This is a genomic window from Bacillus sp. FSL W8-0102 (genome assembly GCF_038007225.1).
Classification (GTDB): domain Bacteria; phylum Bacillota; class Bacilli; order Bacillales; family DSM-4216; genus Bacillus_O; species Bacillus_O smithii.
This window is the reverse complement of the sequence record NZ_JBBOWT010000001.1, coordinates 3,715,524-3,737,777: the sequence shown is the minus strand read 5'-3', so window position 1 is coordinate 3,737,777 and position 22,254 is coordinate 3,715,524. Positions and strand designations below refer to the sequence as shown.

The following is a 22,254-nucleotide window of genomic DNA, read 5'->3' as shown; positions in this document are numbered from 1 at the left end:
ATCGTATCAACGGTTTGCGACCATTGTAAAGATGTTTTGTCACGGATTCAGGGTATATGATTTATATAAATTTGTTATTTATGCTGCAAATCTGTCTCACCATTCAAGGGATTTCGTTTCTTTACTTTTTCGGGAACTTAAAAAATTGGCCGAAAGCGGTCCCAACAGCGCTGACAGTTCTTTCTTTTCTCTTTTTTCCGGTGCTTTATCTTGTCCGGATATTAGGTATAATGGATTTAGGTTTTGATTTAAAACAGCGCCTCCAACAAAAACCATGACTTAGGAGCTGAAGTTATGCTTTCTTATTATAACAGGCGGAACATAAGGTATCCGTTGATCGGATTAATCATTATGTCCATTGCTTTGTTATCTGTGCTAGCGCTATTTTACTGGTGGTTAAGCCTCGTTGGGTTTATCATTATAGCTGCTCTATTTTTTCAAATTTTCCGTTCAGAGCGATTGATTTCCCACGAAATTGAAGAGTATATCTCAACGCTTTCTTATCGTGTCAAACGAGTGGGAGAAGAAGCCTTGACGGAAATGCCGATTGGGATCTTGCTTTTTAACGAGGATCTCTATATTGAATGGACAAATCCTTTTTTTGCTTCTTATTTTAAGGAAGAAACGTTAATAGGACGGTCACTTTATGAAGTAGCGGAAGAACTCGTACCGATGATCAAACAGGAATCAAGGGAAGAGATTGTGACTTTACATGACAGGCAGTTTCGGGTGGTGTTTAAGCCGGAAGAACGGCTTATGTATCTGTTTGATGAAACGGACCATCAAGAAATGGTCAGGAAATTTGAAGACGCTAAAACGGTGATTGCAATTATATATTTGGATAATTATGATGATCTTACACAAGGAATGGATGATCAAACTCTAAGCAGCCTAAATAGTATGGTGACTTCTCTATTAAATAAGTGGGCAAAAGAGTTTGGAATTTTTCTGAAGAGAACTTCTACGGAAAGATTTGTTGCCGTTTTCAATGAGGGGATTTTAAAAAAACTTGAAAAAGAAAAATTTTCTGTATTAGATGAAGTACGGGAATTGACTTCTAAGCATAATGTTCCGCTAACTTTGAGTTTTGGAATTGGAACGGGCGCAATGTCTCTGCCGGAACTGGGGACGTTGGCACAATCCAGTTTGGACTTAGCCCTTGGGCGTGGAGGCGACCAAGTTGCCATTAAAGAATCGAGTGGAAAAGTCAAGTTTTACGGTGGAAAAACCAATCCAATGGAAAAAAGGACTAGAGTTCGCGCGCGAGTGATTTCTCACGCGTTAAAGGAATTGATGATTGCCAGCGATAAAGTAATGGTGATGGGCCATAAATATCCGGATATGGACGCTATCGGCGCGGCCATAGGGATAAGCAAAATGGCTCGTATGAATCAGAAGGAAGGCTATGTCGTATTAAATTTTTCTCAAATGGATAAGGGTGTGAAACGGCTGCTGGCGGAAGTGAAGAAAGACCCTGACCTCTATTCGCGCTTTATTACTCCGGATGAGGCGTTGGAAATGGTCACAGAAAAAACGTTGCTGGTAGTAGTGGATACTCATAAGCCTTCGCTCGTGATTGATGAGAAATTATTGAGTAAAATAGAGAAGATAGTGGTAGTCGATCATCATCGCCGCGGGGAGGATTTCGTCCAAAATCCGATGCTTGTCTATATGGAACCATACTCCTCCTCTACTTCAGAGTTGGTAACGGAATTACTAGAGTACCAGCCAAAAGAAGAAAAAATCTCTATGCTGGAGGCGACGGCTCTGCTTGCCGGAATTACGGTGGACACCAAAAGCTTCTCATTGAGAACCGGATCACGGACATTTGATGCAGCTTCCTACTTGAGGGCACAAGGAGCTGATACCGTTCTAGTTCAAAAATTTTTAAAAGAAAATATTGATATGTATATTCAGCGTTCGAAACTAATTGAAACTGTATCCATCCAGCCAAATGGAATTGCGGTTGCCGTGGGAAGCGAAGAAGAGGAATACGATCCCGTTTTGATCGCGCAGGCAGCCGACACGTTGCTTATGATGGACGGCGTGAGCGCCTCCTTTGTCATTGCCAAGCGGAAAGATAACAAAGTGGGAGTCAGCGCCCGTTCTCTTGGTGACGTCAATGTACAGCTAATTATGGAGGAATTGGAAGGCGGAGGACATTTGACCAATGCCGCAACACAGCTGGAGGATACGACCATCGAGGAAGTCGAAGTTAGACTATGGAAAGCTATTCAAAAATATGTAGAAGGGGGAATGGAATCATGAAAGTAATATTCCTTCAAGATGTAAAAGGCAAAGGAAAAAAAGGTGAAATTAAAAATGTGGCCGATGGATACGCCCACAATTTCTTATTCAAAAAGAATTTGGCGATCGAAGCGACGCCAGCCAATTTAAAAGCTTTGGAAGCACAAAAGAAAAAAGAAGCGGAATTGGCAAAGCAAGAACTGGAAAATGCTAAAAAATTAAAAGAAGTTCTTGAAAACACGACGGTGGAATTAAAAGCAAAAGCTGGAGAAGGCGGGCGATTGTTCGGCTCTGTCACAAGCAAACAAATCGCGGAAGAATTAAACAAAACCCATAAAATTAAATTGGATAAACGGAAAATTGAATTGGACGATGCCATTCGTTCATTAGGATATACGAACGTTCCGGTTAAGCTTCATCCTGACGTTACGGCCGTGTTAAAAGTTCATGTTTCAGAAGACAACTAATTTTACCAAACCGTTTGGCTTGTTTTCATGATAAAATAGTTAAAAGGAAAAGGGCTGATTCAGAGGGTTAAGATCCCTTTGACAATATATAGATAAACTATATCCATCATCCTTGTCTATATATTGTGAATTTGGAGGGCGAACTCTGTGAGTCGGCCTTCTTTTCATGAGGGACTCTGAATTCCTTCTAACCATTTGGGAGTGGTTATGATGAGTGATCTATTGATGGATAGAATTCCCCCGCAAAATATAGAAGCGGAACAAGCCGTTTTAGGGGCTATTTTTTTAGAACCTTCTGCTTTGATCACCGCGTCGGAGATTTTAAGTCCTACTGATTTTTACCGAAGCGCCAACCAAAAAATTTTCAGTGTGATGCTGAAATTAAGTGATGAAGGAAAAGCGGTGGATGTGATTACCGTTACAGAAGAATTGGCCGCTTCTAACAACTTGGAGGATGTCGGCGGGGTAGCGTATTTGACGGAACTTGCCGGAAGCGTACCGACAGCCGCCAATATTGAATATTACGCTAAAATTGTCGAAGAAAAATCGTTGTTGAGAAGGTTAATTCGAACAGCGACAGAGATTGCCCAAGAAGGCTACACACGAGAAGACGATGTTGACGATCTGTTAAACGATGCGGAAAAAAGAATTATGGAAGTTGCCCAGAGAAAAAATACTTCTGGGTTTCACAATATAAAAGACGTACTCGTCCGGACGTATGACAATATTGAGATGCTTCATAATCGCAAAGGCGATGTAACCGGAATTCCGACTGGATTCGCTGAATTGGATCGGATGACCGCGGGATTCCAGCGCAGCGATTTAATTATTGTCGCCGCCCGTCCATCTGTCGGTAAAACGGCTTTTGCGCTCAATATTGCCCAAAATGTCGCTACAAAGACCGATGAAAATGTAGCCATTTTCAGTTTGGAAATGGGGGCTGAGCAGCTTGTCATGCGGATGTTGTGTGCGGAAGGGAATATCAATGCCCAAAACTTGCGGACAGGGACCTTGACGGAAGAAGATTGGCGAAAATTAACGATGGCAATGGGAAGCTTGTCCAATGCTGGCATTTTTATAGACGATACACCGGGCATTCGCATCAACGAAATTAGGGCCAAGTGCCGCCGTTTAAAACAAGAACATGGACTTGGCATGATCGTCATTGATTATTTGCAGCTGATTCAAGGCAGCGGACGCTCTGGAGAAAACCGCCAGCAAGAAGTGTCGGAAATCTCCCGATCGTTAAAAGCGTTGGCAAGAGAACTGGAAGTCCCTGTCATTGCTTTATCTCAGCTGTCTCGTGGAGTGGAACAGCGCCAGGATAAACGGCCGATGATGTCGGATATCCGTGAATCGGGAGCTATAGAGCAAGATGCCGATATTGTTGCCTTTTTGTATCGGGATGATTATTATGATAAAGAATCTGAGAATAAGAACATTATTGAAATCATCATTGCAAAGCAAAGAAACGGTCCTGTCGGCACTGTTCAACTGGCTTTTATAAAAGAATACAATAAATTTGTCAATTTGGAACGGCGGTATGATGAAGCTTCCATTCCGCCGGGAGCATAAGAGAGGCATATCTTCTGAAAAAATGCCTCTCTTTTTTAGGCGGTTAAACAATCCCATGTCGGGATTTGTGAATCATTAGGTATTGAAGGAATAAAACGAAATTAGCCAAAAGGGGCCTTTTCGCTTGCTCTCTATTGTCATCACGGAATTTTTTTGCTCGTGAAAAATGATTTTTACGAACGAAAACAATTTATATAAAAATAAATGTTCGGATTTTGAATTGACTAACAAAAGAAGATATTGGTAAAATAAAAAAGGTGCCAAAACTGAAAAGTTCATCTTCCAAGTGATGGTGGTATCTTGAACATGGAAGTTGTTCAGACCGGGATCTCAAACATGACTTTTGAGTTTTCTGCCGGTTTAAACAATAGAAACGATAAAAGGACCTTGCGGAGGTGCGGAGAATGTCATCAGTAGTTGTGGTTGGAACCCAGTGGGGGGACGAAGGAAAAGGAAAAATAACGGACTTTTTGTCCGAGCATGCTGAAGTGGTTGCTCGCTACCAAGGAGGCAATAATGCCGGTCACACAGTCCGTGTGAATGGAGTGACATATAAACTTCATTTAATTCCCTCAGGGATTTTTTATAAAGAAAAAATATGCGTGATTGGAAACGGTGTGGTGATTGATCCAAAAGCGCTTGTTGAAGAGCTCAATTACTTGCGAGACCACGGTGTATCCACAGAAAATTTGCGTATTAGCGACCGGGCTCATGTGATCCTTCCTTATCATTTGAAGCTGGATGAAGTGGAAGAAGAGCGTAAAGGAGCCAACAAAATCGGTACGACGAAAAAAGGAATTGGCCCTGCTTACATGGATAAGGCGGCGCGAGTCGGCATTCGCATTGCGGATTTGCTGGATAGAGAAATATTTGAAGAAAAGCTTGCCCACAATTTAAAAGAAAAAAATCGTCTATTGGAACGTTTTTATGAAACAGAAGGCTTTAAATTGGAAGACATTTTAGATGAGTATTACGAATACGGACAGCAGATCAAAAAGTATGTGTGTGATACGTCCGTAGTATTAAACGATGCGATTGATGAAGGACGTCGTGTGCTTTTTGAAGGGGCTCAAGGAGTCATGCTCGATATCGACCAAGGTACATATCCGTTTGTGACATCTTCTAACCCGGTTGCTGGCGGTGTGACTATTGGATCTGGCGTAGGTCCGACTAAAATCAATCATGTTGTCGGTGTGTGCAAAGCCTATACATCCCGTGTTGGAGACGGTCCTTTTCCAACAGAACTGCATGATGAAATAGGCGACCATATTCGTGAAGTTGGCCGCGAGTATGGAACCACAACCGGCCGTCCGCGTCGTGTCGGCTGGTTTGATAGCGTAGTGGTACGTCATGCTCGCCGTGTCAGTGGCATAACGGATTTATCACTGAATTCGATCGATGTGCTGACAGGGTTAAAGACGGTAAAAATTTGCACTGCTTACCGGTATAAAGACCAAATATTGAGCCATTATCCTGCCAATTTGCGCGTGCTGTCAGAATGCGAACCTGTTTATGAAGAATTGCCAGGATGGACAGAAGATATTACTGGTTGTAAAACGTTGGATGAACTTCCGGAAAATGCTCGCCATTATGTGGAACGTATTTCGCAGTTGACCGGTATTCCTCTTTCCCTCTTTTCGGTCGGTCCAGATCGTTCGCAAACAAATGTGGTGCGCAGCGTCTGGTCGCAAAATTAAACAAAAATAGGCTGACTTCTAAAAGATTGGACTCCTCCGAAGTTTACGTATATGGAGATGATCAAAGCAGATTATCGAGTATATTGTGAAGGAGGAGTTCAAACTTTAGATGGGGTCAGCTTTTTTTTACATCCCATTCTTTTTTTCGACAAATCTTTTAAAAAGGTGTTGTCTAATTATCAAATGTTGTGTTATTATTAACAACGTCGCCGCTAATCATATTTTGAAAGATCATGCTCCCGGTGCGATTTCAGATACACAGTACAAACACCTATTGAAATTAGTCATTCGAGAGCCGGCGGCAAAAGGATGTTGGCAGCTTGAGCTGTCCATTGATGAAAAGACAGGACAAGCGGTTCTAGCCGTAATGATTAGATTAGTTCCTTTGTCCAAACTTCTTTATACATAAGAAGCATTAACATTTAATAATGAGCCATTAGCTCAGTCGGTAGAGCATCTGACTTTTAATCAGAGGGTCGGAGGTTCGAATCCTCCATGGCTCACCATTTTGGCCCGTTGGTCAAGTGGTTAAGACACCGCCCTTTCACGGCGGTAACACGGGTTCGAATCCCGTACGGGTCACTTGCCAGAAGAAAAGCTTCTTGCTGCCAACTTCCTTTCATGATGAATATTGGTCCCGTAGTGTAGCGGTTATCACGCCTGCCTGTCACGCAGGAGATCGCGGGTTCGATTCCCGTCGGGACCGCCATTTTCAACAATTGAACTTTTGCTTTGTTCCGTCAAAATTTGGTGCGGCAATCGTTGAATGAATGCATTGGACGAATGAATAAGCAGATCGAATTTTTTATTGCGGCTTGGTAGCTCAGTCGGTAGAGCAAAGGACTGAAAATCCTTGTGTCGGCGGTTCGATTCCGTCCCAAGCCACTCAAAGAAGCATTGCGATGACATATTGCTCTCGCAGTGCTTCTTTTTTCATATACCGCCGCTGTACATTTGACAACATTCAGATTCAGAAATGACGAATAGCGTTGATTTTTCTATCAACAGGTCGGATGAAAAGGCATCAAGAAAGTGTTAAAGTAATAAAAGACCTGTTCTATTTTACATTGAAATGATTTGATAATATATAAGTAGTAGGATTCTCAATAAAAGAGGAGAGTAAGTATGCAAAAGAAAATTCTTGTTGTAGACGATGAAAAACCGATTGCAGATATATTGGAGTTTAATTTAAAAAAAGAAGGTTATGAAGTACATTGTGCTTATGATGGGGAAACAGCCATGCAAATGGTGGAGGATATCCAACCAGATATGATATTGCTTGATATTATGCTTCCGGGAAGAGACGGCATAGAAGTTTGCCGGGAAGTGCGGAAAAAATACGAAATGCCGATTATCATGTTGACGGCAAAGGATTCTGAGATTGACAAAGTTCTCGGTCTGGAATTGGGAGCCGACGACTATGTGACAAAACCGTTCAGTACACGGGAATTATTAGCTCGTGTAAAAGCAAATCTGCGTCGTCATCAAAATGTGTCGACACAATCAAATGAAGAAGAGAATAACAGTGAGATTACGATTGGACCATTAGTCATTCATCCTGATGCATATGTCGTTTCAAAACATGGAGAAACCATTGAATTGACACATCGCGAGTTTGAACTGCTCCATTATTTGGCAAAACATATCGGCCAAGTTATGACCCGAGAGCATTTGCTTCAAACGGTTTGGGGATACGATTATTACGGGGATGTTCGGACAGTAGACGTTACCATCCGACGCTTGCGTGAAAAAATTGAAGATAATCCAAGCCACCCGACATGGATTGTAACACGTCGTGGAGTAGGTTATTATTTGCGTACTCCGGATCAGGAGTAGAATTCGATGAAAAAAGTTGGTTTTTTTCGCTCAATCCGGGTCAAATTTGTTGTGATCTATGTCCTCTTGATTTTGTTTGCCACGCAGGTGATCGGGGTTTATTTTGCCCGTGAACTGGAAACAAAACTTGTCACCAATTTTAAAAACTCATTGAAAGAACGAGTCAACTTACTAGAGTATAATTTGCGCGAAGAAATGATCAAAGACCGGAATGAAAATTCGGCGACATTAGAAAAAGACATTCGCAAAATTTTGGGGGATTTTGCAGCTTCTGACGTGTCAGAAGTGCGAGTGATTGATAACCACAATCGGATTATCGGGACTTCTGATCCTAACAACCAAGGAATTGTCGGACAAAGAACAACAGAGCTGGCGGTCAAGAGAACGCTGGCTGTCGGTTCGGAAGAAGACAAGATATATTTGGATCAGCAGACCCACAACCGCATTTGGGTGTATACTTCCCCCATTGTCTCCAATAAAGAGGTAATCGGGGCCGTCTATCTGGTTGCCAAAATTGAAAATGTCTTTAAACAAATGAATGAAATTAATCAAATCTTTATATCAGGAACCATCATTGCTTTATTGATAACTGCTTTTCTCGGTATTTTGATTGCCAATACGATTACAAAACCGATTACTGAAATGAGGCGGCAGGCCCTTGCAATGGGAAAAGGGAATTTTTCGAGAAAAGTAAAAGTATATGGCAATGATGAAATCGGTCAGCTGGCGATAACGTTTAATAATATGACAAAACGTTTGCAAGAAGCCCAAGCTTCCACTGAAAGCGAGAGAAGAAAATTATCTTCCGTATTATCTTATATGACAGACGGCGTCATTGCGACCGACAGAAGAGGGCGCGTTATTTTAATCAACAAGCCGGCTACTGAAATGTTGAATGTTTCACGTGAAACAGTAATGTCCGAATCGATTGTCACTCTGCTTCATTTAGAGGGCCAATATGAATTCGAGGACTTACTGAATATGAAAGATTCCATTAATCTCGATTTCAGCACGAAAGATCGCCCTTATATTTTAAGAGCCAATTTTTCGATTTTACAAAAAGAAACCGGGTTTTTAAACGGACTGATTGTCGTTCTGCATGATATTACAGAACAAGAAGAAATCGAAATGGAACGTAAAGAGTTTGTCGCCAATGTGTCCCATGAACTGAGGACTCCATTAACCACGATGCGAAGCTATTTAGAAGCGCTGGCAGATGGAGCGTGGAAAGATCCAGAAATTGCACCGCGGTTTTTAGAAGTCGCACAAAATGAAACAGAACGAATGATTCGTCTTGTCAATGATCTTCTTCAGCTTTCCAAAATGGACAACACCGATTTCAAACTGGAAAAAGAAGAATTAGATTTTGTGAAGTTTTTCCATAGAATTATTGATCGTTTTGAAATGACGAAAGAGCAGCATGTCGTTTTTGAAAGAAAACTTCCAAACTATCCGTTATATGTCGAGTTTGATCCGGACAAATTGACTCAAGTGCTGGACAACATCATTTCCAACGCCTTGAAATATTCTCCGGAAGGAGGTCAAATTACTTTTAAGGCGGAAGAAAAGAATCATTATATTGAGGTCAGCATTAAAGACCAAGGAATGGGTATACCGAAAAAGAACTTGGATAAGATTTTTGAGCGTTTTTACCGGGTGGATAAAGCACGTTCTCGTAAAATGGGAGGAACAGGACTGGGACTGACAATCGCTAAACAGTTGATCACTGCTCATGGCGGAAAAATTTGGGCGACCAGTGTGGAAGGAAAAGGTACGACTATTTATTTGACGTTGCCATATGAACCATCAGAAGAGGAAGATTGGTCATGAAGAAGTACGAAAACATCAAATCCGTCATTTTAGCAGTGTTGGTGGTTGCCAGCGCGATTTTAACGTGGAACATATGGACGTATCAGCCGGATTATGAGACGATTAACAATCACTATTTATATGAAGTAGAGATCAGCGAAAATCGCGATGCTTCCAGTTTAATTAAACCTGTCAAGATCATCTTCCATAAAGAGGGTGCACATTACGGTACTGTGAATGAGCGAGATATCGATACCATGATGAAGGAATTGATGAAGTGGAAATTTTATGATTTCCGCAATGTATCTCGCTATTTCAACCAGAAGGAACTGCAAAGGCTGGTCAATGGAAACGGCCGAGTGGATATTGAATATTCGGCACAAGTTCCGCTCAAAATGTATCAAAATGTACTGCACTTTGAAGATAAAAAATTGCCCAACGGCACTTTTGATCATATTATTTTGAACGATATGAACACGGCTGGAAGTGAGGCGACGGTCTATTTCGTATCTGTTCATAACAAAGCTGTTTATAAAACCACAATCGCTTCCAGTCAACTGAAAGAATGGAAAAAAATTTATCTGACCAAAGTCAATGACAAGAAGGAATACAGCGCCTATAAGTTTAAAACCGGCACCGTTTACTTGCCGAAAGAAAAAACAACGATGATTCGTTATAAATATATTCCCGATTTTATAGAAACCGAAAAATTTAAAGATGCCCTCTTTAGCGATCCCCATTTTGTGAAAAAGAATGTCAATTCCGAAGGGAAAGAATATACGGATGGTTCGAGTTTGATGAGGGTCAATTACACCAATAATATGATGTTTTATGTCAACCCTGCCCAGGAAGCGGAACTGGGCCATATATCCGATCTGAATGATTTAATGGGGAAAAGCATTCAATTTGTGAATGAACATGGCGGCTGGACAGATAAATATCGTTATTTTGACAGCGATTTGAAGGAGTCAAAGATTGTGTATCGGCTTTTCGTGAATGGGTATCCCGTTTTTAATGAAAATGGAATGGCGGAAATTCAGCAATATTGGGGAAAAGAGAAAATTTATAAATATGAGCGCCCTTACTTTACTCTTAATATTTCGCTACCATCGGAAACTGTGGAAATCACGTTGCCGTCTGCTCAGGAGGAATTGGATTTTATTTCCAAACAGCCGGATTTTAATCCGGATTTACTGGAGGATATGGAAATTGGATACCAATTAATCCGTAGTCCACAAACCCCTAAAATATTGATCTTGGAGCCGGCTTGGTACTATAAGTACGGCGAGTCATGGTTCCCGCTCACGAATAAAAATTCGGGAGGAGGGAATCAAAGTGGATTGGAGTAAAACGAAAACCATTTTTATTTTTGTTTTTTTCATACTCGATATTTTTTTGCTGACGGTTTTTTTGAACAAACATTCGGCCAGCCAATTTGATATTATCGAAGAATCGTCTATTCAAGACAAACTAAAAAACGATGATATTAAATACGATAAGCTGCCGGGCAAGGTGGGGAAAACCCCTCTGATTACTGCCAAAGCCAAAACATTTACCAAAAAAGAAGTAGCCGGATTGAATAAACAAAAAGCAGCGTTGACGAGCGATCAAACGATGATCGTTTCCCATTTGGATAAATCGATTCGTTTAGATAAAGATTGGAAGCAAAATCTAAAGAAGTTTGTAAAAGAAGAAGTGTTGTATGGAGATCATTATGAATATTGGGGTTACGACAAGGATCAAAACCAAATCGTTTTCTCTCAAGTATTCAAAGGAAATAAGCTTTTTAAAAACGGCAGCGGGCAGATATTGTTTGAAGTAAATGACAACAATGAAATTGATTCTTATGAACAGACCATGCTGGAGGAAATTGAGGAAAATAATAAAGAAAGCGTCCTTCCGGCAACGCAAGCAGTCAATAATTTATATAAAAATGGAATGCTGAAGCCGAACAGTACGATTAAAAAAGCCGAACTCGGCTATTATACGTTGGTTCAGCTAACGAAGTCTCAAGTTCTTTCCCCTACTTGGCATTTTGCCATCGAACATAGAGGAAAAGTGAACCATCTATTTGTCAACGCTTTTGATGGCTCTATTCAGCAAACAGATAAAGAATGAATTGGGAGAGGATACCATGGCCATTCAATTTAGTGTACTTGCTAGCGGAAGCACTGGAAATGCCATTTACGTAGAAACAGATAAGCATTCGTTTTTAGTCGATGCAGGTTTAAGCGGAAAGCAAATGGAAGGATTATTTTCGAAAATAGGCCGCAATATTCGCGATTTGACTGGTATTTTGGTCACGCATGAACACAGCGACCATATTAAAGGCTTGGGAGTGCTGGCCCGCAAATACCAGCTTCCGATTTATGCGAATGAAAAAACATGGAGAGCGATGGAAGGGCTGGTCGGGGAAATCCCTACTGACCAAAAATTTGTGTTTGAAATGGAATCGGTTCAGACATTCGGAGACTGCGACATTGAGTCTTTTGGGGTATCCCACGACGCAGCGGAGCCGATGTTTTATATTTTCCATCATGAAGGAAAAAAACTAGCTTTAATTACCGATACCGGATATGTCAGCGACCGCATGAAAGGAACGATCCGGAATGCCGATGTGTTTGTTTTTGAAAGCAATCATGACGTGGAAATGCTGCGGATGGGGAAGTATCCTTGGAACATTAAACGGAGAATTTTGAGCGATGTGGGACACGTATCCAACGAAGACGCTGCTTTGGCTATGAGTGAGGTTATCGGCGATCGGACGAAACAAATCTATCTTGCTCACCTCAGTCAAGACAATAACATGAAAGAACTGGCAAGAATGAGCGTTTCTCAAACACTGGAACAGCGCGGGATCGTTGTTGGAGAGCAAGTGAGGCTGATGGATACCGATCCTAAAATCCCGACGACTTTGACGGCAGTATAAAACAACAGTTTTCATAGCGTCAGTTGTATAAGATTCTATTTCATTTCCTTGTTTTGTAAAGTTTTCTTTATAACCGATGATAGGATTCTGTTGGCAAAGAACTTTTTCATTGAAACGGAGCTTTGATAAGCAAACTAATTGCCTGGCGATGAACGGCTTCTTTATAGATTCCTGGTCAAGAAATGGGGCTGGATCAGCTTATGAGCTTATCATAAGCTGCAAAGATTCCGTTGCCTTTTTCGACAGCTAGAGCCTAATACATAACGCCCCGTCTTATTTTTGGAATGGGAAAGGCAAATCACTTTGTGAATATTCCGATATTGTTTAAAATAAAAGCGGATGTGTGTTTTCATCCTTTTTTCACTATGAAGGGTTATTCTTATAGGAAAAAAGGAAGAATAAACTAACAGGTGAAAGCGATAGGAGAAAGGATGATAGGCAATGGGCTTTTACGATGAGGACCCGGCTCAAAAAAAGACAGGCCGAGGAAAAGGAGGCTATTTTTTAGCCAGCCTGGCTGGGCTTATTGTGGGAGCGCTTTTGGTCCTTATAGCGTTTCCGAGATTAACGGATCAATCTATTTTGAACAGTGGCACGGGTACAGACAATACCGAAACGAATCAAACGGTCCGTCATGAAAAAGTATCAGTGAACGTGACAACGGATGTGACGAAAGCGGTCAGCAAGGCAAAGGATGCCGTTGTTGGAATTAGCAACATTCAAACGACCAGCTTTTGGGACACAGGGGAAACGAAATCGGAAGAAGCTGGATCTGGTTCAGGTGTTATTTATAAAAAAGTGGGAAACCGTGCTTTTATCGTCACCAACTATCACGTCATTGAAGGGGCTGAAAAATTGGAAGTCACCCTGGCAGACGGTACCAAAGTTCCAGCCAAAGTCCGTGGCGGGGATATATGGACGGATTTGGCCGTTCTTGAAATTGACGGTTCGCACGTGAAGAAAGTGGCGGAATTCGGTGATTCCAGTGCTTTAAAACAAGGAGAACCGGTTATCGCTATCGGAAACCCGCTTGGACTGGAATTTTCCGGTTCTGTTACCGAAGGAATTGTGTCTGGGCTTGAACGAACCGTTCCGGTCGACATCGATCAAGACGGCGTAGAAGATTGGCAAGCAGAAGTTATTCAAACGGATGCAGCCATCAACCCAGGAAACAGCGGCGGTGCTTTGATCAATCTTGCTGGTCAAGTGGTGGGAATCAATTCGATGAAAATTTCCCAAGAAGCAGTGGAAGGCATCGGATTTTCCATTCCGATCAATTATGCTGAGCCAATTATAAACTCCCTTGAAAAGTATGGGAAAATACAACGTCCGGCAATGGGTGTAACCTTAAGGAATGTAAACGAAATTTCCGCCTACCATCAACAAGAAACATTGAAATTGCCGAGCAATGTGAAAGATGGCGTCATGATCGAACAAGTCTTGCCGAATTCACCGGCAGATAAAGCAGGATTAAAGGAATTAGATGTCATTGTTCAGCTGGATGATCAAAAGATCCATGACATTCTCGGACTACGCAAATACCTCTATAACAATAAGAAAACGGGAGACACCATAACGGTTAAATTTTATCGAGAAGGAAAACTGAAAACGACCACTGTGAAATTAACAAGCGAGAATTCCTTCTAAATTCTGAAGCAAAGGGGCGGAATCCATTTTCCGCTCTTTTTTACTGATAATGGACTTTCCTACGCTTCATGAGTTTTGATCGGTTATTAGAAGGGGGATACTATTGTTTCGCACAGCTATTAAATTCTTTGTCAATTCGATAGGACGCACATTCGTTTTTTCGTTTGTTAAAGAGAAAGGACTGTCGAAAAAGAAAGATTTTTAGACAAGCCGGCAATGCTTTAAACTATGGATAAACAAATGCTAGAGGAGAGGATTTAAATGATTTATTGTTGTGAAGAACATGTGGAATTGGCATTAGAAATTGCCATTGACGAGCATGGAACGGCTCCGAACATGGAGAAACTGCCGGAGGAACAACAATTGTCAACAACCTGTGAATATTGTCAAAACCGGGCGATATATGTTGTGGCAAACTAATATTCCCCTACAATATGTGGATAAAAAATGTGGATATGTGGATAAGTGCTGTGAATAACTTGTTTGTAAAGTGAGGAGAAAATGTGAATATCTCAATTGTCACGGTCGGTAAATTAAAGGAAAAGTATTTAAAACAAGGAATCGAAGAATATTTAAAAAGGCTGTCCGCTTATGCAAAAGTGGAAATTATCGAAGTGGCGGACGAGAAAGCTCCGGAAACATTAAGTGAATCGGAAATGGAGCAAGTCAAACAAAAAGAAGGCGCACGCATCTTGGCAAAACTTCAGCCGGACACACATGTCATCGCTCTTGCCATTGAGGGAAAAATGTACACATCGGAACAATTTTCTGCCCACATCGATCAGCTCGCTACATACGGTAAAAGCAAAATTGCTTTTATCATCGGAGGCTCTCTTGGATTAAGTAGCCAAGTGCTAAAAAGAGCCGACGAAACCATCTCCTTTTCTAAAATGACCTTCCCTCATCAACTCATGCGCCTCATTTTACTCGAACAAGTGTATCGAGCGTTTCGGATTATGAGAGGGGAACCGTATCATAAGTAAAGGAGGGCTTAAACAGTTTTAAATAACTTATAAAAAGTTATAAAATTTTTATTTACTTTATAATTTTTCATGCTATATTTAATTTAAGGAGGAATATAGCATGAGATATTATAGCATTCATGAATTTTCCAAATTAATCAATCGAACGCCACAAACTTTAAGAAATTGGGACAAAAGTGGAAAATTAAAACCACATCATACTGGCTCAAACGGCTATAGATATTATTCTCACGATCAACTTAAAGAGGTACTTGGTATTAAAGAAACCAGTCAAAAAGTGGTTGGTTATTGCAGAGTTTCTTCTAATAAACAAAAAGATGATTTGCAAAGACAAGTTGAAAATATGAAAAAATATTTAGAATCGTTAAATGTTGAATATGAAATCATTCAAGACATTGGTAGTGGGATTAATTACAAGAAAAAAGGTTTGCGTCAACTAATCAAAATGATAAATAACAAAGAAGTAGATAAAATAGTAGTATTCCATAAAGATAGGCTTCTTAGATTTGGTTTTGAATTGGTTGAGTATATGGCAAACCTTAATGGGTGTGAGATTGAAGTTTTAGATAGCACTGAAAAAACAGATGAACAAGAACTTGTAGAAGATTTAATACAGATTGTTACAGTATTTAGTTGTAGATTACAAGGAAAACGTGCTAATAAAACTAGAAAGTTAGTAGATGAATTAATTGAGGAAAATGAGGAGTTGCTAAATGATAAAGTCAATAAAAGTGATGTTGAAACCAAATAATAAGCAAAAAACTAAATTATTTCTATATGCGAATACAGCTAGATTTGCTTATAATTGGACAATTGCAAAGCAACAAGAAAATTATCAAAATGGTGGTAAATTCATCAATGATTCAACTTTGAGAAAACAGTTTACTCAAATGAAAAATCTTGATGAATTTAATTGGCTGAATAATGTAAGTAATAATGTAACGAAACAAGCTATTAAAGATGCTTGTGATGCTTACAAACGATTTTTTAAAGGACTATCAAAATATCCAAAATTTAAGAGTAAAAAGAAATCTACACCCAGTTTTTATCAAGACAATGTGAAAATTAAATTCACAAAAACACATGTAAAAGTAGAAGGATTTGCTTCAAGTAAGAAGTCGAATAAACAAAAGATAAATTGGATTCGATTAGCAGAAAAAGGACGTATTCCATTTGGTGAAAATGTTAAGTATATGAATCCTCGATTTACATTTGATGGTTTGAATTGGTGGGTATCTGTTGGGATAGAAACAGATAGTGGTTATTCTCCTTCAAAAACAGAAGGAATAGGTATTGACTTAGGAATAAAAGATTTAGCTGTTTGTTCTGATGGTAAAGTTTATGGAAATATTAATAAAACAAAAAGAATTAGGCAATTAGAAAAGAAAAAGCGCAGGTTGCAACGTAAAATTTCAAGAAAATATGAAAAAGGAAGGGAGGGAAACCGTTACAGGAAAACCAACAACATTATAAAAAGTGAAAAGCAACTTTTAAAAGTTTCACGAAGACTAACGAATATTCGTCATAACTACATACATCAAATCACTTCTGAAATCGTAAACAGAAAACCAATGTTTATTGTTTTAGAAGATTTGAATGTAAAAGGTATGATGAAAAATAAACATTTAGCTGAATCTGTTCAACAACAGTGTTTCCATGAATTTAGAAGACAAATTGAATACAAGTCAAATTGGAATAATATTCGCTTCATTTTGGCGGATAGATGGTTTCCAAGTTCTAAGTTGTGTTCTTGTTGCGGAAAAGTTAAAAAAGACTTGAAGTTATCCGATAGAACTTTTGAATGCGAATGTGGAAATATTGTTGATCGAGATTATCAAGCGTCTATAAATCTTAAAAAATATGGTGAAAATGTTTTAGAATCTGCATCTTAACAATGCAAGTTAATGCAGACATGTACCGATTCGTTAGTCGGGAATTTACGACTTTGGAGTGTTACACCAAATGCAAGTAGCGATCTGTTTAATAGATAGACGTGAAAGCAGACACGATGAAGAAGTAATGAAACATAAAAGTTGTAGGAAATTATAACTTTTTATAAGTTTTCTGTAACGGTTTTCCTTTTTCGATTATTACGTAAATTCTGTTTGAATCACAAACAATGGTGAAGAAGCATAATTTATTTATCAATTTTTTCTTGAAGATTTGAAGAGTGAATGATAAATTTATGTGTGTAAAAATACTTAACTTCATAAAAGAAATCTTTAGCAAGGGTATATTATTTGTACACTCAATAAAGCGTTCATTTTCTAGTATTTTGGAAAGGAGCAACCCCTGTGATAAATAAGAAAGGATGGATAGAGTCTGAAATAAGCAAAGCTCTAACCAAATGGGAAAAGGAATACCTTGGAAGGGGTTCTATATCGGTTAAAACGGACATTTTACGAGATATGATCATTGTATCTCTTCATGGAATTTTAACCCCTGCAGAATATACACTCTGTGATTCAAAAGAGGGGAGATTGTCTATAAAACAAGTTCGGACCAGTTTAGTAGAATCTGGGGTAGATGATCTTATGGAAATGATTTCTGAAATTACGGGAGTTAATGTAAAAAGTTTCCATACTGATATTAGTACGCAGACAGGGGAACGGATTATGGTTTTTAAACTCGAGGAGAATGTAGAGAAGAAATTAAATCGCTAGTTATTTTATTATCGTATTTAGTTACAAAACGATGCAATTTTCATTAAAATCATGTATAATTGTATTCAGTTTCAGAAATGAAATGCTGGTAGACCTTTAAAAAACTTGTTTTAACAGGTTTGTTAAAGGTAAATCAGCAACATAAAAGATAGAACGGGAGATCTGAGTTAATACAAAAATTGGCTCTTGATAAACCGGCTATGAACTTAAGATATTCGGGTAAGAATACTCGTTTCTTAAGTCATAGCCGTTTTTTTTTACACAATTTGTAAAGAAGGGGAAAATATGGAGGAACTAATTGCAATCGGATGGTTATTGTCGTTAATGACTATATTAATCAGCGCACTTATTTATCAACTTCCTCGGGTTCCTGAAGGATTTGTTTATACACATTTAATATTACTAGTATTACCTATTATGATGGCTGTCTTTGGATTAATGTATTTTGAACCAGAAGTTTTATTTGGAACTTTTCAAATGGATATTTTTAACTGGGTTCTGGCTTTATACGTTTCTATACTCAATTTTGTCATTCAGCGCTTTTCGATAAGGTATCTACACGGTGATAAAAATTATCGAAAATATTTCCTTTTATTTACGTGGATTTCAGGTACCACGTCCATCACATGGATGATTGACAATATTTTTCTATTTAGTGTAATCTGGATATTTCCATTTTTGGGACTTGTCTTGTTAACTCGATTAAACAAGGAATGGAAACCAGCGAATATTGAATCCAAACAGATGGAAAAGATATTTTTTTTAAGCTTTCTAGCTGTATTTTTTGCAGTTTACTTACTGCATTATACAACAGGAAAATGGTACTTATCAGAAATTTTAATGGGAAACTTTACAAATAATTTGTTGTGGCAAGAAACATTTATAATTAATCTTTTGATAGTTTTAAGTGCTGTTATTTTGGCCGGACAATGGCCGTTTCATCGCTGGCTAATAGAATCAGCGGTTATCCCGACGCCTGTATCAGCTATTATGCATGCAGGTTTGGTTAATGCAGGGGCGTTATTAATTTGGAAATTTTATCCATTATTTACAAATATATATACCCATGTATTCTTATTAATAATCGCTTTTATATCAATTGTCATTGGAGTAGGTATAAACTTAGTCCATGTAGACTATAAACGTCAACTTGTGGCTTCTACCATGGCCCAAATGGGATTGATGCTCGTTCAATGTGCATTGGGAGCTTATTCGGCTGCCATTATTCACTTGATGTTACATGGGTTTTTTAAAGCTACACTATTTTTGCAATCGGGAAATGCTGTTCCTCGCCCTGAATACATTGGTCACATAAAGAAATGGTCTAGATTTGATAGAATGTTTGGGATCTTCTTGGGAATCAGTGTTGGACTTCTATTCTGGAATAATGCTTCGGAGGAACCAACAAGGCTAATTAGTTCACTGTTGCTAACGGCTTCCGTTGCGATCGGTTGGGGTCGTCTATCCTTCTTCCATGAAGGTAGATGGATTGCTGCTCTCTGTTTAGCTGGATTTGCCTTTCTTTCTGAAAAACTGCGTGAAAGATTAATGTACCTTTTTCAACAATCAGTGGAGTTATCTTTTTCACTACCTTTATGGGTTGAATGGTTTGTGTTGATATTATTTTTACTTTTTACAGCATTTTTCTTCATTCTTTTTAATAAACGTTCTTCTAAAAATTCATATAAATTTTATTTGTGGTTTGTTGCCTTAGGAGAGCCTAAATTGACGGGGATTTATCAACGTTCAAGCAAAATGAGAAAGGAGTAAAATAATGGAACATTCTATAAATAGTCTAGAACGCCTTGACTTAAAAGAAAAATTTAAACAAGAAACGTTTTTCAATTCAATTACAGAATTGGTGAATGAAGCAGAGAAAGTTATAGCACCATTATGGCCAATTTCCACTTTTATCGCCCGCCACCCATGGGAGGAATTAGAACACTTACCTTTTTCTAAAGTTGCTAATTATTTTCAACAATCTTTTGACATCAATATTTATCCTGATATTCAAGTATTTAAAAGGGCGCTTCAAAAGGGGGAAATTCATAAAAAATTTATAGAAAAAAGATTGAATCAATGGGTAATGGAACAAGATTTGGCAGTGAATAGACGTTTTTTAAAAACACTTTGTGAAAATCTTTTAATGGCAGAAGATCTACCTGATAAATGGTACCATTCTTCTACATTAGGGGAACTGGCGAGACAACTGTCAGGATATACCAAAATCTTTTCTCGTGGAGAATTCCTTCCCGTTTCTGTTCATCTACAACTAGGAGACCGTTTGAATCAGCAAATGATTAAATGGTGTAAATTATTTTTGGATGAAAAAATGGGGGCTTGGACGCTTCCACTCCGAGAAAAGGGTTTTTATGCTGCTTGGAGGGAACTTTTCCAGCATGATCCGACACTGTCAAAGGAAGAAAAAAACCATCTCTCTGAATGGCCAAAAGAGGATAAATCCGCTATTCTATTGGCCCTCTCTCTTTTGGAAATTCCAAAAGAAAATATTAAAAACTATTTGGAGGGGCATCTATTACAATTACCGGGATGGGCTGGTATGCTAAAATGGCGGTCGCAACAACAAGAACAGTTTAAAGATTTATTATCAGATTACTTAGCTATTCGATTGTCATTAGAATGGGCTATGACAGCTTCACATTTGCCATTCCAAAAGAAATTTAATACAGAATCTTCTATTTTACCACTTTTAGCTGCATGGAGTCACTGGGGAGGTTTGACAGAAGCGGATTGGACAAAATTACAAACAGATGACATCCTAAAGTGTCTACAAGTAGCAGACCGTTTTTGGCGGAATACTCGTTTTCAAATTTGGCTTGAGGCTTGGGAAGAAACTTATGAATTACGTCTGAAACAAAAAATTGCAGGAAACTCTGTAAAACAATCTGAACAACCTGTAGCACAGCTTCTTTTTTGCATTGATGTAAGATCAGAAGTACTCCGGCGTCATCTAGAAGCTAGTGGCCCTTTTGAAACCTATGGATGTGCAGGTTTTTTTGGTCTTCCCATTAAAACAAGAAATTTGGACAGTCTGTATTCCCATCCTTCTTGCCCAGCTATTGTAAAACCAAAGCATGAGATATACGAAATCGTTTCTGAAAAGGAATTGTCAGTGTATCGTAGGAGAAGAAATATGTTTCTGTCCATAGCAGAAACCTTTCGGAAAATAAAAAAACATACGTTGGCATCACTATTTTTACCTGAGATGAGTGGCCCTTGGCTAGGTTTTTATACCATTACTAGAAGTATTGCTCCATTAAAGGGGGGGAATGCAATTACTCGCATCATTAAATGGGGTTTCAATACACAAAAGGTACAATTTTCCTTAAACCGAAAAAAGGGAGTCTCCTCATCTGGGTTACCAGTGGGCTTGACAGAAGAAGAAAAGATTCAATATGTAAAACAACAATTGTTAAATATAGGTTTAACATCAACTTTCTCTCCTCTTGTGGTTATTTGTGGACACGAAAGTGCCACGACGAACAATCCGTACGCTTCTTCTTTGGATTGCGGAGCTTGTGGCGGTGCTGCGGGTTCTTTTAATGCCAAAGTCTTTGCAATCCTTTGTAACGAAAAAAACGTCAGGGAAGGCTTAAAAAAAGAAGGTATTTTTATTCCAGATGAAACGGTATTTGTAGCAGCGGAGCATATTACGACAACGGATGAACTAGTTTGGTTGGATTTGCCGGAATTAACGAATTCAGCTAAGCAATCTTTTCAGCTGTTAAATAAGAAATTAGTAGAAGTGAGACAAAAAACCAACGCGGAACGTTTGGAAAAGTTACCTCATATTGCGAAATATAAAAATCCAAAAAAGGAAGCGATTCTTCGTTCTATTGATTGGAGCGAAATTCGTCCGGAGTGGGGGCTTGCAAATAACAAAGCATTTATTATCGGAAAGCGAAATCTTACAAAAGATTGCTCTTTAAACGGGGAAGTATTTTTACACAGCTACGACTGGGAAAAAGACTTGTCAGGGGAAGCACTGGGAAATATTATTTCTGGCCCGGCAACCGTCGGTCAATGGATCAATCTTCAATATTATGCATCTGCATCTAATCCTGAATATTATGGAAGCGGAAATAAAACAACCCAGACAATCACTAGTGGCATCGGGGTCATGCAGGGGAACGGAAGCGACCTTCTATCTGGACTTCCGTGGCAGTCGATTGCTTCTTCGGATGATGAACTTTTTCACGCCCCTCTTCGGTTGCTTTTGGTCATAGAAGCACCTGATTATTATATTGAAAGGTTGCTTGAACAAAATAATTCGTTTCGCCAAAAAGTAAAAAACGGTTGGCTTCGGCTATCATCTATTGAACCAGATACTGGTGAATGGATTACATGGAAACCGTCAAAGGTTAAGTAGGAAGGTCAATC

General features: G+C 39.1%; 19 protein-coding genes and 4 tRNA genes. All 23 read left to right on the top strand.

The window, feature by feature from the left end; genetic code table 11:
• Positions 1-56: 56 nt before the first annotated feature.
• The 23 genes from N1I87_RS18165 to N1I87_RS17615 all read left to right on the top strand — a co-directional run bounded on the left by N1I87_RS18165 (position 57) and on the right by N1I87_RS17615 (position 22,243).
• On the top strand, positions 57-278 hold the full coding sequence (locus N1I87_RS18165) for a DUF2232 domain-containing protein (RefSeq protein WP_445285703.1): 222 nt from the start codon (positions 57-59) through the stop codon (positions 276-278).
• Positions 279-294: 16 nt separating this feature from the next.
• Complete coding sequence (locus tag N1I87_RS17720; RefSeq protein ID WP_341103215.1) at positions 295-2,268, top strand: DHH family phosphoesterase; 1,974 nt, start codon at positions 295-297, stop codon at positions 2,266-2,268.
• Complete coding sequence (gene rplI / locus N1I87_RS17715) at positions 2,265-2,714, top strand: 50S ribosomal protein L9 (protein WP_003353445.1); 450 nt, start codon at positions 2,265-2,267, stop codon at positions 2,712-2,714. The genes N1I87_RS17720 and rplI overlap by 4 nt, the downstream gene beginning before the upstream one ends.
• A gap of 210 nt (positions 2,715-2,924) precedes the next feature.
• Positions 2,925-4,289, top strand: coding sequence for a replicative DNA helicase (gene dnaB, locus N1I87_RS17710; protein WP_003353446.1), 1,365 nt, complete (start codon positions 2,925-2,927; stop codon positions 4,287-4,289).
• 404 nt (positions 4,290-4,693) lie between these two features.
• Positions 4,694-5,986, top strand: a complete 1,293-nt coding sequence (locus tag N1I87_RS17705; RefSeq protein WP_003353447.1) for an adenylosuccinate synthase — start codon at positions 4,694-4,696, stop codon at positions 5,984-5,986.
• Between the two features lie 109 nt (positions 5,987-6,095).
• Complete coding sequence (locus tag N1I87_RS17700; protein ID WP_341103212.1) at positions 6,096-6,395, top strand: hypothetical protein; 300 nt, start codon at positions 6,096-6,098, stop codon at positions 6,393-6,395.
• Positions 6,396-6,416: 21 nt separating this feature from the next.
• Positions 6,417-6,492: transfer RNA gene (locus N1I87_RS17695), tRNA-Lys, on the top strand.
• A 4-nt stretch (positions 6,493-6,496) separates the two neighbouring features.
• Positions 6,497-6,568 (top strand) — tRNA-Glu (locus N1I87_RS17690).
• Between the two features lie 51 nt (positions 6,569-6,619).
• Positions 6,620-6,695, top strand: a tRNA-Asp gene (locus N1I87_RS17685).
• A 103-nt stretch (positions 6,696-6,798) separates the two neighbouring features.
• Positions 6,799-6,871: transfer RNA gene (locus N1I87_RS17680), tRNA-Phe, on the top strand.
• A 240-nt stretch (positions 6,872-7,111) separates the two neighbouring features.
• A complete protein-coding gene (gene yycF / locus N1I87_RS17675) occupies positions 7,112-7,822 on the top strand; it encodes a response regulator YycF (protein ID WP_341103209.1) in 711 nt (236 codons plus the stop codon).
• A 6-nt stretch (positions 7,823-7,828) separates the two neighbouring features.
• Positions 7,829-9,652, top strand: coding sequence for a cell wall metabolism sensor histidine kinase WalK (walK, locus tag N1I87_RS17670; protein WP_341103208.1), 1,824 nt, complete (start codon positions 7,829-7,831; stop codon positions 9,650-9,652).
• On the top strand, positions 9,649-10,980 hold the full coding sequence (locus tag N1I87_RS17665) for a YycH family regulatory protein (protein ID WP_341103205.1): 1,332 nt from the start codon (positions 9,649-9,651) through the stop codon (positions 10,978-10,980). Before walK ends, N1I87_RS17665 begins: the two co-directional genes overlap by 4 nt.
• Positions 10,967-11,749, top strand: coding sequence for a two-component system regulatory protein YycI (locus N1I87_RS17660; protein ID WP_341103204.1), 783 nt, complete (start codon positions 10,967-10,969; stop codon positions 11,747-11,749). Before N1I87_RS17665 ends, N1I87_RS17660 begins: the two co-directional genes overlap by 14 nt.
• Positions 11,750-11,765: 16 nt before the next feature.
• On the top strand, positions 11,766-12,560 hold the full coding sequence (locus tag N1I87_RS17655) for an MBL fold metallo-hydrolase (protein ID WP_003353456.1): 795 nt from the start codon (positions 11,766-11,768) through the stop codon (positions 12,558-12,560).
• A gap of 441 nt (positions 12,561-13,001) precedes the next feature.
• Positions 13,002-14,207, top strand: a complete 1,206-nt coding sequence (locus N1I87_RS17650; protein WP_341103202.1) for a S1C family serine protease — start codon at positions 13,002-13,004, stop codon at positions 14,205-14,207.
• Between the two features lie 261 nt (positions 14,208-14,468).
• Entirely contained in the window at positions 14,469-14,627 is a 159-nt protein-coding gene (locus N1I87_RS17645; RefSeq protein WP_003353458.1) for a CxxH/CxxC protein, read from the top strand.
• 83 nt (positions 14,628-14,710) lie between these two features.
• A complete protein-coding gene (gene rlmH / locus N1I87_RS17640; protein WP_341103200.1) occupies positions 14,711-15,190 on the top strand; it encodes a 23S rRNA (pseudouridine(1915)-N(3))-methyltransferase RlmH in 480 nt (159 codons plus the stop codon).
• A 100-nt stretch (positions 15,191-15,290) separates the two neighbouring features.
• On the top strand, positions 15,291-15,941 hold the full coding sequence (locus N1I87_RS17635; RefSeq protein ID WP_270584269.1) for an IS607 family transposase: 651 nt from the start codon (positions 15,291-15,293) through the stop codon (positions 15,939-15,941).
• Complete coding sequence (locus N1I87_RS17630) at positions 15,904-17,082, top strand: RNA-guided endonuclease InsQ/TnpB family protein (RefSeq protein WP_341102633.1); 1,179 nt, start codon at positions 15,904-15,906, stop codon at positions 17,080-17,082. The genes N1I87_RS17635 and N1I87_RS17630 overlap by 38 nt, the downstream gene beginning before the upstream one ends.
• A gap of 402 nt (positions 17,083-17,484) precedes the next feature.
• Positions 17,485-17,853 carry a DUF2294 domain-containing protein gene (locus N1I87_RS17625; protein WP_341103197.1) on the top strand — a complete coding sequence of 123 codons (369 nt, stop codon included), beginning with the start codon at positions 17,485-17,487 and terminating at the stop codon, positions 17,851-17,853.
• A gap of 285 nt (positions 17,854-18,138) precedes the next feature.
• Positions 18,139-19,623, top strand: a complete 1,485-nt coding sequence (locus tag N1I87_RS17620) for an NADH dehydrogenase subunit 5 (protein WP_341103196.1) — start codon at positions 18,139-18,141, stop codon at positions 19,621-19,623.
• Positions 19,624-19,627: 4 nt separating this feature from the next.
• Positions 19,628-22,243, top strand: coding sequence for a DUF2309 domain-containing protein (locus N1I87_RS17615; protein WP_341103193.1), 2,616 nt, complete (start codon positions 19,628-19,630; stop codon positions 22,241-22,243).
• Positions 22,244-22,254: the final 11 nt, after the last annotated feature.

Excerpts from the sequence above, each read along its gene's own strand:
- N1I87_RS18165 (WP_445285703.1), top strand. The coding sequence starts at position 57 with ATGATTTATATAAATTTGTTATTTATGCTGCAAATCTGTCTCACCATT.
- N1I87_RS17720 (WP_341103215.1), top strand. The coding sequence starts at position 295 with ATGCTTTCTTATTATAACAGGCGGAACATAAGGTATCCGTTGATCGGA.
- rplI (WP_003353445.1), top strand. The coding sequence starts at position 2,265 with ATGAAAGTAATATTCCTTCAAGATGTAAAAGGCAAAGGAAAAAAAGGT.
- dnaB (WP_003353446.1), top strand. The coding sequence starts at position 2,925 with ATGAGTGATCTATTGATGGATAGAATTCCCCCGCAAAATATAGAAGCG.
- N1I87_RS17705 (WP_003353447.1), top strand. The coding sequence starts at position 4,694 with ATGTCATCAGTAGTTGTGGTTGGAACCCAGTGGGGGGACGAAGGAAAA.
- N1I87_RS17700 (WP_341103212.1), top strand. The coding sequence starts at position 6,096 with ATGGGGTCAGCTTTTTTTTACATCCCATTCTTTTTTTCGACAAATCTT.
- yycF (WP_341103209.1), top strand. The coding sequence starts at position 7,112 with ATGCAAAAGAAAATTCTTGTTGTAGACGATGAAAAACCGATTGCAGAT.
- walK (WP_341103208.1), top strand. The coding sequence starts at position 7,829 with ATGAAAAAAGTTGGTTTTTTTCGCTCAATCCGGGTCAAATTTGTTGTG.
- N1I87_RS17665 (WP_341103205.1), top strand. The coding sequence starts at position 9,649 with ATGAAGAAGTACGAAAACATCAAATCCGTCATTTTAGCAGTGTTGGTG.
- N1I87_RS17655 (WP_003353456.1), top strand. The coding sequence starts at position 11,766 with ATGGCCATTCAATTTAGTGTACTTGCTAGCGGAAGCACTGGAAATGCC.
- N1I87_RS17650 (WP_341103202.1), top strand. The coding sequence starts at position 13,002 with ATGGGCTTTTACGATGAGGACCCGGCTCAAAAAAAGACAGGCCGAGGA.
- N1I87_RS17645 (WP_003353458.1), top strand. The coding sequence starts at position 14,469 with ATGATTTATTGTTGTGAAGAACATGTGGAATTGGCATTAGAAATTGCC.
- N1I87_RS17635 (WP_270584269.1), top strand. The coding sequence starts at position 15,291 with ATGAGATATTATAGCATTCATGAATTTTCCAAATTAATCAATCGAACG.
- N1I87_RS17630 (WP_341102633.1), top strand. The coding sequence starts at position 15,904 with ATGATAAAGTCAATAAAAGTGATGTTGAAACCAAATAATAAGCAAAAA.
- N1I87_RS17620 (WP_341103196.1), top strand. The coding sequence starts at position 18,139 with ATGGAGGAACTAATTGCAATCGGATGGTTATTGTCGTTAATGACTATA.
- N1I87_RS17615 (WP_341103193.1), top strand. The coding sequence starts at position 19,628 with ATGGAACATTCTATAAATAGTCTAGAACGCCTTGACTTAAAAGAAAAA.